Annotated in this window: 11 protein-coding genes and 1 tRNA gene; all 12 read left to right on the plus strand. The window is 35.2% G+C overall.

Annotation, left to right across the window (positions count from 1 at the left end):
• The first annotated feature begins 112 nt into the window (after window positions 1-112).
• Entirely contained in the window at window positions 113-1165 is a 1053-nt protein-coding gene (locus tag BM183_RS19890; RefSeq protein WP_091687853.1) for an IS30 family transposase, read from the plus strand.
• A 142-nt stretch (window positions 1166-1307) separates the two neighbouring features.
• Window positions 1308-1380, plus strand: a tRNA-Lys gene (locus tag BM183_RS19895).
• Between the two features lie 313 nt (window positions 1381-1693).
• The gene (locus BM183_RS19900) at window positions 1694-2719 is read left to right on the plus strand and encodes a lactonase family protein (RefSeq protein ID WP_091689276.1); all 1026 of its coding nucleotides are present in this window, start codon (window positions 1694-1696) and stop codon (window positions 2717-2719) included.
• Window positions 2720-3117: 398 nt separating this feature from the next.
• Window positions 3118-3438, plus strand: coding sequence for a hypothetical protein (locus BM183_RS19905; protein ID WP_091689278.1), 321 nt, complete (start codon window positions 3118-3120; stop codon window positions 3436-3438).
• A gap of 100 nt (window positions 3439-3538) precedes the next feature.
• Complete coding sequence (locus BM183_RS19910) at window positions 3539-4327, plus strand: SDR family NAD(P)-dependent oxidoreductase (protein ID WP_091689280.1); 789 nt, start codon at window positions 3539-3541, stop codon at window positions 4325-4327.
• A 21-nt stretch (window positions 4328-4348) separates the two neighbouring features.
• Window positions 4349-5125 (plus strand): MurR/RpiR family transcriptional regulator, encoded by a 777-nt coding sequence (locus tag BM183_RS19915; protein WP_091689282.1) that lies wholly within the window; start codon window positions 4349-4351, stop codon window positions 5123-5125.
• A 128-nt stretch (window positions 5126-5253) separates the two neighbouring features.
• Entirely contained in the window at window positions 5254-6858 is a 1605-nt protein-coding gene (locus tag BM183_RS19920; RefSeq protein WP_091689284.1) for a PTS transporter subunit EIIC, read from the plus strand.
• Between the two features lie 76 nt (window positions 6859-6934).
• Complete coding sequence (locus BM183_RS19925; RefSeq protein WP_091689286.1) at window positions 6935-8266, plus strand: 6-phospho-alpha-glucosidase; 1332 nt, start codon at window positions 6935-6937, stop codon at window positions 8264-8266.
• Window positions 8267-8338: 72 nt separating this feature from the next.
• Window positions 8339-8824 (plus strand): PTS sugar transporter subunit IIA, encoded by a 486-nt coding sequence (locus BM183_RS19930; protein ID WP_207650168.1) that lies wholly within the window; start codon window positions 8339-8341, stop codon window positions 8822-8824.
• A 238-nt stretch (window positions 8825-9062) separates the two neighbouring features.
• Complete coding sequence (ilvD, locus tag BM183_RS19935) at window positions 9063-10796, plus strand: dihydroxy-acid dehydratase (protein ID WP_091689288.1); 1734 nt, start codon at window positions 9063-9065, stop codon at window positions 10794-10796.
• A gap of 166 nt (window positions 10797-10962) precedes the next feature.
• A complete protein-coding gene (locus BM183_RS19940; protein WP_091689290.1) occupies window positions 10963-12381 on the plus strand; it encodes an aminotransferase class I/II-fold pyridoxal phosphate-dependent enzyme in 1419 nt (472 codons plus the stop codon).
• Window positions 12382-12420: 39 nt separating this feature from the next.
• Window positions 12421-13029 (plus strand): nucleoside/nucleotide kinase family protein, encoded by a 609-nt coding sequence (locus tag BM183_RS19945; RefSeq protein ID WP_091689292.1) that lies wholly within the window; start codon window positions 12421-12423, stop codon window positions 13027-13029.
• The last annotated feature ends 212 nt before the right edge of the window (window positions 13030-13241 follow it).

Raw genomic sequence — 13241 nt, forward strand, 5'->3', positions numbered from 1 at the left:
GGTAAGTTGTAAGATTAAGTGACGGATAATTAAATATAAAAAGAAACATGGTAGTTCTTTATTGTATAATGTAATCACCACAAAAACATTTACAAAGGAAAAAGTAACTACCATGAGTCTAATTCATATTACCACAAACAGCACAAAAAATAAACATTTAACAGAAATCGAAAGATATAAAATTGAAGCTTACCTCAAGGATAATAAGAAAGCCTGGCAAATAGCCCAGCTGCTTGGAAAGAGTGAACGCACCATCCAGCGTGAGATTAAAAGAGGTACTGTAATACTACTTGATACGGAGTTAAGGGAGTACAAGACCTACTGCGCAGATACTGCACAGCGTAAATACGACGAGAACGCAGCAAATAAGGGAAGGAATTATAAGATTGGAAATGATCATGAGCTGGCAGGATATATTGAGCGAATGATCGTGGAGGAGAAATATTCACCTGATGCAGTCATAGGCAGAATAAGACTGGAAGGAAAGTTTCAGACATCTATCTGCACAAAAACACTATATAACTACATTGACTCTGGATTATTTCTTCATTTGACTAATAAAGATCTTCCGTTAAAGAAAGAAGGAAAGAGGCGAATCTACCGGAAGGCGAAAGTGGCATTAAAGAATCTGAAAGGCACCAGCATAGAAGAGCGCCCTGATGAGATCGAGAATAGGGATGAATACGGGCACTGGGAAATGGATTGTGTAATTGGGGGACAGAACAAAGGTAAGGCTGTATTGCTTGTATTGAGCGAGAGAAAGAGCCGTGAGGAAATCATTTTCAAGATGACAGGGAAAACCCAGGAATGTGTTAAAAAGGCTCTGGACAGCCTGGAGAAGAAACATGGGTATGAGCGATTTGTGGAAATGTTTAAAACAATAACAGTGGATAATGGAAGCGAGTTCCTTGATTTTGGAGGCATAGAAAAATCAGTTAAAAGGAAGAAAAAGACCCGGACCAAGGTATATTATGCCCACCCATTCAGTTCATGGGAACGGGGTACAAATGAGAATACAAACAAACTGATCAGACGGTTTATACCGAAGGGGGGCAGCATAGATGATGTGACTCCATCTATGATAAAATATATAGAGAATTGGCTTAATAATTATCCGAGACGGATACTGGGATATAGAACTCCAAATGAAGTAAAGATAGCATAACATTGTGTATGATAACAATAATGAATACCAAATATTTACACGACATTTAAACTTGCAATTTTCAAATGATAAAAAAATTGAAAAAAGGACTTGCATTTTCATTCATTATCGTATATAATAACTTTTGCGTTCAAAAAAATATGCGCTTCTAGCTCAGTTGGTAGAGCACCTGACTCTTAATCAGGGTGTCCAGGGTTCGAGCCCCTGGAGGCGCACTCGAAGGTCCTTGTTTGGCAGACGGAAGAGCTGCTGGGTAGGGACTTTTTTGTTATGTGCGGAATGGTAAGTTGATGTGATAGGGATTGAAAAATGTATTTAATGGATATTTAATATTATATTAATAATCCGAATAGAGGTTAAATATATATTGGGATTTCATAAAATATCATTTAAGATATAGTAAAATTATGTGATTTGATTTAGAATTATATATAAAGTGATACAAGTTAAAGCTTATTGATAAATGGTATGACTGCAACAGCTGCATTTGCAAAATTCGGCATTTTATAATACAAGGAGGTGATTTGAGTGATCATTGATATTTTTGTTGGATCATATGCTGAAAAAGGAACAGACGGAATTTATTGTTACTCACTGGATACTTCAAACCATCAATTAAAATTAAAATCAAAAACTAATTTAGTAGAGAATCCGTCTTATCTGGCTAGATCTTCTGATAAAGGTGCTATCTATTGTGTAAGTGAAACAAATAGATTTGAAGGACAAGAAGGCGGTGGAGTTGCTGTTTTAAACTATGAAAATGAGCAATTTTCCCTTCTGGATATAACTGCAACAAAAGGTTCAGCACCTTGTCATGTTCTTTTAGACGAAAGAAGGAATAATTTATACGTTTCAAATTATTCCGGTGGAAGTATAGCAATGTACCACATAGAAGATAAAGGGAAGCTGCAGATGTGTGATCTTATAAAACATAGGGGTTGGGGACCAAACAAAGAGAGGCAAGAAGCTTCTCATGTTCATTTTTGTGGATTTATTGACGGAAAAGTATGCGCTGCTGATTTAGGAATTGATACTATCAAGTGCTATGATATTGATTCCAATTTTAATAAATTAGTACATGCACAAGACATTGAAATATACAAAGGTACAGGAGTAAGACATTTTACCGTCAGCAATAGGAATAAAGATTTAATTTTTGCTGTTTGTGAACTTTCTTCTGAAGTAGTAGTAATCAAAAAAAGTGGTGCTAACTTTAAAATTATCCAAAGGATATCTACATTACCGGAGGGAATTACAGAAAGCTACCCTGCAGCAATAAAACAATCCCTTAATGGTAAGTATATCTTTGCATCAAATAGAGGACATGATAGTATTGCCCTTTATGAGCTAATCGGTGAAAAACTTAACTTGGTAACAATGATTGAAAGTAAAGGAAAAAACCCCAGAGACTTTTTGGTTTTAAAAGATCATGTAATTATTGCAAATCAGGGCTCTGATAATATAGCGGTGTTTACTTTTGACGAAAATACTGGTGCCTTAGATTTTACTGGTGAAAATGTTGAGTGTAAAAAACCTGTTTGTGTTATTAACTAACGCTAATAAATACCAGGGAATTTTTTGTTTCGGGGAAAATAAAGAGCAGGCTTAATAACCTGCTCTTATCCATGTTACTATTTCGTATAGATATAGAAATTACTTGCACATTCAGCATCAAAATATACTGAAAATATATAAAAGGTATAGAATTCTTTACTTTAAAATCTAAGAATCTCATGTCTTGAATCCCAAATGGTTTATAGCTGTCATCCATGATTTTTAGGCATTTGATTTACATATATTTTACATAAGTATAATAAGGGTCTAATTATTAATAAGTATACTATAAAAAGTCGTGGAAAATGAATATAAAAAAAATTTATGAACCATTCTAACATTTATTTTATAAAATATAATTAACAATAGAAAATATACTATAAGGAAAGGAGAATGTTATGCAAATAGAAGATATTATATATAGCAGAGCAAAAGAAAGGCTGAAAAATTACAGCAGAACAGTAAAAAAGAATATCAATGAAAAAGTTATTTATGAATGTGCCGTCATTCAATATATGATTAGACAGGACTATAGAGATGATACCAGACTTTATTCCATAAGCCTGGGCTTATATGAAGAAGAAAGAGAAAAAGTAATGAAACTTTGTAAGAAGATAAATAAAAATGAAGAGCATTACGAAAAAGCCTTAGATGCCTGTAAAGATGCCCTGGATTACATGGAACTGGTTATGAGACCAAGAGTAAATATGGAATATTAATGAATTGGCTGAGGCCTTTTTTTTATACTTATTTTAAGGTATAATATGAATTAATAATTGGCTACAATAAGGATATTGATAGATGAAAGGAAGATAGATTATGGAGCTGAAAGATAAACGAATCGTTATAACAGGAGCTTCTGCAGGTATAGGTTTAGCTTTATCCAAACGTCTGATCAAATCCGGTGCCAGAGTTGCCTGTGTAGCCAGAAATGAAAAAGCCTTACAAAAACAGTTTGGTAACAAGGCTATTATTATTCCTTGTGATGTGTCTGACCCGATTCAGTTGGATGCTATGTTTAAGAAAGCAGAGAATCTTCTTGGAGGCATTGATATATTTATAGCCAATGCCGGTTTTGCTTATTACGGGACCATTGGAAAGCCGGACTGGGAGAAAGATAAGAAAATATTTTTAACAAATGTAGTATCACCTATTTATAGCCTTCAAAGACTTTCTGACAGGAGAAAAACTCCTCTTATTTTTATGGTTACAATTTCCGGATTGGGAAAAATGGTCCTTCCGGGATTTGCATTATATAATTCTACTAAATTTGCCTTAGATGGATTTGTCCGTACTTATCGAATGGAAAAACCAAGGAATGTTAAGATAATACCAGTTTATCCTGTTTCAGTGGTGACTAAATTCTTTAATAAAGCAGGAGGTAAGGACACACCTATACCATATCCAAGACAAAGTACAGAATTTGTAGCATGGTGTATGGAAATGGGTCTTAAAACAGGAGCCAGAAGTGTTTATACTTCTGTAATCTTTTTATTAAGATGCATTATAGCAAGGGTGTTTCCCATTGATTTATTTATACAGGGATTTGAACGGATTAGATTAAAATGTTGGAGACGTAAGCAGGAAATGGGCATAAAAAGGCACTAAAGAGCCGGAATTGAGGGTAAAATGTTAGACTTAAGTAAGCTGATCGAAGGTAAAAATTTAACGGAAGCAGAAGAAAAGGTTCTTCGTTACATTATTGACCATATTGATGATGTTACCAAGATGGGGGTTCGAACAATTGCTAAGAATAATTATACTTCTACTTCTACTATTATGCGGTTAACAAAGAAGTTGGGCTACGCCGGTTTTGTAGATATGTATTACCGGCTGCTCCCCCTTGTAAAAAGTGCAGAATCCGGTGAATATGAAAATACGGATTTTATTAATAGCTTTTTTAGTAATTCTTTGCTGCAGAATTATAATTATCAGCAATTAAAAGAGTTTGCTAAGGTTCTGTATCAGGAGAACGAAAAATTTATTTTTATCTATGCTACAGGATTTTCTGCAATAATAGCTGAATATATTTATAAAAAATTATTAGTACTGGGTAAGAAATGTATTTTAGCCAGCGGTATGGATTCAGTAGGGGTATTTGAGAACAATCTTGATTACATAGGATGTTTACTGGTTGTATCAAGGTCTGGAGAAACAAAACAAGTATTAGATAAAGTAAAAACAGCAAAAGAAAATAATATATTTACCATATCATTTACCAATGATACAGAGAGCAGTATTAATAAATTAGCAGATATCAAACTTAAAGTCGAAGACAGTAATAAATTAGATGACCGGAATATGCTGCCCAATACTTTTTTCCCAAGTCTGCTTATGATCGTTGAAGTTCTTGTTTATGAATATCATAAAATATTATTGAAAGAAACAAAGGATAATAGACAATGAAAACGTGTATCCAATTAGGATAACACGTTTTTTTTAAGCTTCAATCCGTATACAGGTAATTACTCACTTGTTATAATGCAAATAACCACTTTAGGAGGCACCTTAAATTAAAAGGAGGAAGAAATTTCATGAAAGAAAAAGTAATGGGTGGGTTACAAAAGTTTTCAAAAGGTATGTTTATACCGGTATTGATTTTACCAATAGCAGGTATTTTAATTGCCCTGGGTAATGTGCTGACCAATGCAAAGTTGCTTGAGGCAGTACCCTTCTTAAATAATCCGGTTACAACCGGTTTTGGAATGATACTATCCGGTTCTTTAGTAGCTATTTTAACTAATTTAGGTATTATCTTCTGTGTTGGACTTGCAGTAGGATTAGCGGATAAGAAAAAGTCAGAAGCAGGTTTTACGGCTTTATTGGCATTCTTAGTATTTATCAATGCTATGAATAAGTTTATGGACTTAAGAGGAATTTTAGTGGCCGCAGATGCTCTAAGAGGATCCGGTCAGGCAATGGTATTAGGTGTACAAATACTTGATATGGGTGTTTTCCTTGGAATTATTCTGGGAATTGTAACAGCCAAGGTGCATAACAAATTCTGTGACACGGAATTTAACAATGCATTTCAAATATATGGGGGATCAAGATTTGTATTTATTGTTTTAATTCCTGTGGTTATTATTTTATCCATTGTTCTTACCTTTGTATGGCCATTTGTTCAAAGGGGAATATCCGGTTTAGGAGGCTTTATACAGAATTCCGGTAACTTTGGAATATTCTTATATGGAGCATTGGAACGATTATTAATTCCAACCGGCCTCCATCACTTGGTTTATACACCATTCCTTTACAGCCCTCTTGGCGGTGTTGCAGAAGTAGGGGGACAGATTTTAGAAGGTTCCAGAAATATATATTTTGCTGAAATGGCTGATGCTACAGTAAAAGTGTTATCCCCATCTGTAGTTTGGGATGCAAGAGGTATATCTAAGATGTTCGGTTTAGTTGGTGCATGTTTGGCAATGTATCATACTGCAAGACCGGAAAATAGGACAAAGGTAAAAGCAATCTTAATTCCTGCCGCATTTACTGCATTTATAGCAGGTGTTACAGAACCAATTGAGTTTTCATTTATGTTTATAGCTCCCGCATTATTTGTAATTCATGCAGTACTTACCGGTGTTGGTATGGTAGCATTTAATGTATTAGGAAGCAGAGCCATTGGACCAAACGGATTCATTGATTTTGTGTTATACAACTTACCATTAGGTATTGAAAAAACACGTTGGCCTATTTATATAGCAATTGGTATTGCAGAATTTTTCATTTACTATTTTATATTTAAATTTGTAATTAAGAAATTTAATTTTAAAACTCTTGGCAGAGAAGATGAAGGCCAGGAAATGAAACTTTATTCTAAGAAAGAATATAAGGAAAAAGCTGCTGGAGGTAATATTGCTAACGGAGCAAAAGCAGCAGTTTCCAATCTAGGTACTGTGATTGTTGAGGCCCTGGGCGGTGCAGATAACATTGTAAAAGTGGATAACTGCTATACAAGATTAAGAGTTGTATTAAAGAACACAGATTTGGTTAAAGAAGAGGTTTTAAAAAATGAAACAGAGGCCAATGGGGTAGTAATAAAAGGCGAAAATGTACAAGTAGTTTATGGTTTAAAAGTAAATGGAGTTAGAAAAGCAGTAGACAGTGAACTTGGTATAACAAGTGAAAAAGAATAGTAATATTGGAATGACAAGATTCAGATAATAACTGCCGGTTTAAGGCAGTTCCCATGATAGAAAGGTTGATTGATTTATGCATAAATTTATATTAACAATTGCAGGTGGCGGAAGTACTTATACACCGGGTATTGTAAAAAGCTTATTAGCTAAAAAAGAAGAATTTCCTTTAAAAGAGCTTAGATTATATGACAATGACGGAGACAGACAAGAGAAAGTTGCGATTATTGTAAAGGAAGTTGTAAAAGAATTTGCACCGGAATTAAAAGTACTTACAACTACCGATCCGGAGACAGCATTCTCAGATGCAGAGTTCATTTTTGCACAAATGAGGGTGGGAAAAAATTCAATGAGGGAACAGGATGAAAAAATTCCTCTAAGATATGGTGTAGTAGGACAGGAGACATGCGGACCGGGAGGTTTGGCTTATGGACTTAGAACCATATATCCAATGGCTGAATTAATTGATCTTGTTGAAAAATATGCAAATCCAAAGCATTGGATCGTGAACTATTCTAACCCTGCTGCTGTAGTTGCAGAAGCAATGAAAAAATTAAGGCCAAATGCAAGAATTATTAATATATGTGATATGCCGGTAGCTACCATAAGAAATATGGCAGCAGTAATCGGAGAGGACAGAAACAAGCTGGTGGTTGACTACTTTGGATTAAATCACTTTGGATGGTTTACTAAGGTAACCGTAGATGGAGTTGACCGTACCGATGAGATCAGAAAGCATGCGATCAAACATGGTCTACTTGTTGAGGATATGACAAAAGTAGATGCACAGCATTCCGATCCTTCCTGGATAAAGAACTGGAAAAATATTCAATATATGATGGAAATGTTCCCGGATTATATTCCTAATCCATATTTACAGTACTATTTATTAGGAGATTCCATTGTAGAACATACAAATGTAGAGCATACAAGAGCCAATGAAGTAATGGAGGGAAGAGAAAAAAGAATTTTTGATGCGGTAGATGAGTATAATAGAACTGGAGAAGTAGACTTATCTTCTTTCTATACCGGAGTTCACGGTCAATTTATTGTTGACGTTGCTATGTCTCTTGCTTATAATTTAAGAAAGCGATTTTTAGTTATGGTTGAGAATAAAGGAGCAGTTATGAATCTTCCTGAGGATGCCATGGTGGAAATACCGGCATATATAACATCTGACGGACCTGAGCCAATTAGAGTAGGTGAAATACCAACCTTTTATAAAGCTTTAATAGAGCAACAATATGCAGTTGAAAAGCTTATCGTGGAAGCGGCAATAGAACATTCCTATACTAAGGCACTTATGGCTCTCACACTTAGTAAGACGGTACCTTCTGCATTTAAAGCAAAAGAGATTTTAGATGAACTGATCAAAGCAAATAAAGGTTATTGGCCGGAACTCAATTAATTAAATAAACTGTATCTTTTTTACATGCTTCTATAATTAAAACCGAATACGAATATGGAAGGGACATTTATAATGGGATTTATGAAATTATTTCAGAATAAGCCAAAAGAGAAAGTTATTTTTTCTCCGTTAAATGGACAAGTTATACCTTTGTCTAATGTAAAAGATCCTGTATTTGCAGATGGAATATTAGGAAAAGGAGCGGCTATACTTCCTTCAGAAGGAAGATTGGTATCACCTGTTAACGGAACTATCCTTAATGTTTTCCCGACTTTACATGCTATTGGTATACAAAGTGATGATGGGCTTGAAATTTTGATACATCTCGGTTTTGATACTGTAGAGTTAGAAGGAAAATATTTTAAGTCAAATATATCAGAGGGTGATAAAGTTTCCGTTGGGGACCTGCTAATTGAATTTCAGGTAGAAGAAATTAAAAAAGCAGGATATGATATAACTACTCCTATTGTAGTAACCAATTCTGACCAATATGAAACAATTGAAGCTATACCCGAAGAAAATATAAAAGCAGGAGAAAAACTACTTATAATAAAGTAGGTCCAAAGGATATTTTATAGTATATTTCTCCATAAAAGCTTAAGTATTTGAAGAATTTAATAATAGGGGTTGTTGTAAATAAAGCAAAATCAGGGTTCATGGACAATGAGTGTTTTAGTTTACAACAACCCCTATTTTTTATAAATATAATATGTAATTTTTAAGTTTCAAAGTATTAACCCGTTTCTGTAAATTATAATTATTTATAGTTTGAAACCTAAAAGGGAAAGGAATAGATATGATAAAAACAGAAGATCTAACAAGTCAGAAATTAAGAAAAATTGCACCTGAATTAGATCCTTTAAGGAGGGGTATGGGATGGTCAGTTGAAGATTTAGGGAAACCTCAGATTATAATAGAAAGTACCTTTGGGGACAGCCATCCGGGCAGTGCACATTTATTACAGTTTGTAGAGCAGGCTGCAAGGGGAGTACGTGAAATGGATGGAAAACCTGCCAGATATTTTACCACAGATATTTGTGACGGAATGGCACAAGGGCATGATGGTATCAATTACTCTTTGGCCTCCAGAGACATGATTGCAAATATGATTGAAATTCATGGAAATGCAACACCTTTTGATGGGGGTATCTTTGTTGCAAGCTGTGATAAGGGAGTTCCGGCTCATTTAATGGGAATTGGCAGGTTAAATATACCTTCTATCATGATAACAGGAGGTGTTATGGATGCGGGGCCGGACTTGCTTACTTTAGAGCAAATCGGAGCTTACAGTGCAATGTATCAAAGAGGAGAGATCACTGAAGAACAGCTTCAGTATTATAAACTCCATGCCTGCCCTTCCTGCGGCGCCTGCTCCTTTATGGGAACAGCTTCTACTATGCAGGTTATGTCTGAATCCCTTGGACTTATGCTTCCCGGAAGCGGCTTAATGCCTGCCATGTGTGAAGATTTACTTACCTTTGCAAAAGAAACCGGAAAGCAGGTGGTTAATCTGGCTAAATTGGGATTAAAACCAAGAGATATTGTTACCTTAAAGTCATTTGAGAATGCAATCATGGTACATGCTGCTATATCCGGCTCAACCAATTGCCTCCTTCACATACCTGCCATAGCACATGAATTCGGACTGGAATTAGATAATGATACCTTTGACCGGTTACACAGAGGTGCCCACTATATTCTGGATATAAGACCTACAGGAAAATGGCCAGCACAATATTTTTATTATGCTGGGGGCGTTCCGGCAGTTATGGAGGAAATTAAAAGTAAATTGCATTTGGATGTTATGACCGTAACCGGTAAAACCTTAGGGGAAAACCTGGAGGAACTAAAGAGCAACGGATATTATGAAAAGTGTTATGAGTACCTGGAAAAGGCAGGACGGAAAAAGGAAGATATTATACGTCCTTATGATAATCCAATAGGAAATAAGGGTACCATAGCCATATTAAAAGGAAATTTAGCACCGGAAGGTTCTGTTGTAAAACACTCCGCAGTACCAAAAGAGATGCATAAAGCTATATTAAAAGCAAGGCCTTTTGAATGCGAAGAAGATGCTATTGCCGCAGTTCTGGAAAAAAGAATACATCCCGGAGACGCAGTTATAATAAGAAATGAAGGCCCTAAAGGAAGTGGTATGCCGGAAATGTTTTATACCACGGAAGCCATATCTTCTGATCCTGAACTAGCAAGTACCATAGCTTTAATTACTGACGGTCGTTTTTCCGGTGCCTCTAAAGGACCGGCTATCGGACATGTATCACCGGAAGCAGCAGAAGGGGGCCCCATTGCTTTTGTAAAAGAAAAGGATTTAATTGAAATTGATATAGATAACAGGATATTGCAAATCGTAGGTATAGACGGAGAGAGATGTACCGAAGAAGAAATAAAAAAAATATTGGAATTAAGAAAAAAAGATTGGGCTCCTAAAAAAAATAAATATGAATCCGGTGTATTGAATATATTTGCCAAACATGCAGTTTCACCTATGAAAGGTGGCTATATGGAGTAAGATTTATTTGGTCTTCATTAAAGGGATATGCAATTGATTATATCTTCCTTTAATGAAGACTTTTTTCTTTCATAAACATGAATGTAATGGAAGAATTGAATAAAATGATTGAATAAACAATGCTTATTGGTTAAAATATAAACAATTCATGAAAGGCGGTGCACATATGGATTTATATGACAAATTAGTAGAATACAGCAGGGAGGATTATTATCCCATGCACATGCCGGGGCATAAAAGAAATGCTGCTTTCTCTATGGCAAATCCATATTCCATTGATATTACAGAGATAGAGGGTTTTGATAACCTTCATCATGCAGAGGGAATTTTATTAGAAGGTATGGAGCAGGCAGCAAAATTATATAATTCAAAACATACCAACTATTTAATCGGGGGAAGTACAGCAGGCTTACTAACAGCTATTGGGGCAGCCGTTAATAAGGGAGATAAAGTATTGGTAGCACGTAACTGCCATAAGGCGGTCTACCATGGCATCTATTTAAATGAATTACATCCCGTCTATATCTATCCCCAAACAGACACCTATTTTAGTATTAATGGTGGAATTTCTCCTGAAAAAATAGAGGAATTGTTGATAAAACATAATGATATAAAGCTAATTATCATTACCTCTCCTACCTATGAAGGAGTAGTATCGGACATACCCTCTATCAGTAAAATAGCACACAAGTATAAGGTACCTTTACTTGTAGATGAAGCCCATGGAGCCCATTTGGGCTTTCATTCCGGTTTTCCCGGAAACTCTATTCAAGCAGGGGCAGATATAGTTATACACAGCCTTCATAAAACACTTCCGGCCTTTACCCAAACAGGACTTATTCATATTAACAGTGATTTAGCAGATTATGAAAAGATAAAAAAATACCTGGGAATATATCAGACCAGCAGTCCCTCTTATTTGCTAATGGCCAGTATTGATAGATGTATTGCTTTGTTAATGAATAAGGGAGAGGAATTATTTTATCAGTATTACGATCTGCTTCAGAACTTTTATGACGGTATGAATACATTATTGAATTTAAAGGTTTTGCTTCCGGATAATACAAAAAATTATGGATTTTATAATTTTGATCCGTCAAAAATAACGGTTTCCGTCAAAAATACCGATATATCCGGTACCAAGTTATATGATATGCTTTTAGAAGAATATAAAATTCAAATGGAAATGGTTACAAAGGATTATGTATTGGGAATGACTAGTATATGTGATACAAAGGAAGGATTTCGCAGACTTTCAGAAGCATTATTAGATATTGATAAAAGACTGAAAAGTATACCGGATTCCCCAAGGAAACATCTTACAGATAATCAGGAGGTTCCGGAATGGGTAATGACATCTTGGAAGGCAGATAACTATTTACAGGAAAGTATTCCTTTAAAGTTAAGTGAAGGAAGGGTATCCGGGGATTATGTATATCTTTATCCTCCGGGAATACCTCTCCTTGTACCTGGTGAGCGTATAAGCAAGATGCTTTTGGAAGACATTCTTTCTTATCAAAGGGAAGGCTTGAATTTGCAGGGATTACAGGATGAAAAGGGGCAATATATAAAAGTTATTCGGTAAATTGATTAAACTTGAGAAAAGACAGAAAGGAACCAATACATGTCTAAGATATTTGTAGTAGTGGGAAAAAGTGCAACAGGAAAAGATACCATATTTAAAGCATTGAGAGAGAACAGACAATTAAATCTAAAATCTGTTGTTACTTATACAACAAGACCTATCCGTGAAGGTGAGACGGAGGGGATGGAATATTTCTTTGTTAGCCGTGAGAGATTACAAGAATTACAGGAAAGTAATAAAGTAATTGAACACAGAGCCTATAAAACGGTACACGGTATATGGGATTACTTTACCGTTGATGACGGACAAATTGATTTAAATACCTCAAACTATATCCTGATTGGAACCTTGGAATCCTTTGAGCAAATCAGAAATTATTATGGGGAAAAGGCTGTTATACCACTTTATATACAGGTAGAAGACGGTATCAGGTTAGAGAGGGCTCTCCACAGGGAAAAGCAGCAGAAGAGTCCAAAATATGCTGAGCTATGCAGAAGATATTTGGCTGACGAAAAAGACTTTTCTGAAAAAAATCTTAAAAAACTTGGTATCTACAAAAGATATGAGAACCATGATTTTGATCAATGTTTATCAGAAATTATCCGAGATATGGGAGAGAACCTCTCCATTGATGAAAATGTAGATTAAAATCTGTTAGAAATTATATCTGTTTATTGTTAAAATATTATGATATAATAAAAACGTAATGAAGAAAATGCAAGCTTGCTTGTATTTTCTGAGTGGAGTGCCAAGATCATGAACGGTTTTTTCGTTCATGATATAATAAAAACGTAGTGAGGAAATGCAAGCTTGCTTGCAATTTCCGAGCGGAGTGAGAGATCATGAACGGTTTTTCGTTC

The organism is Anaerocolumna aminovalerica, assembly GCF_900115365.1.
Classification (GTDB): domain Bacteria; phylum Bacillota; class Clostridia; order Lachnospirales; family Lachnospiraceae; genus Anaerocolumna; species Anaerocolumna aminovalerica.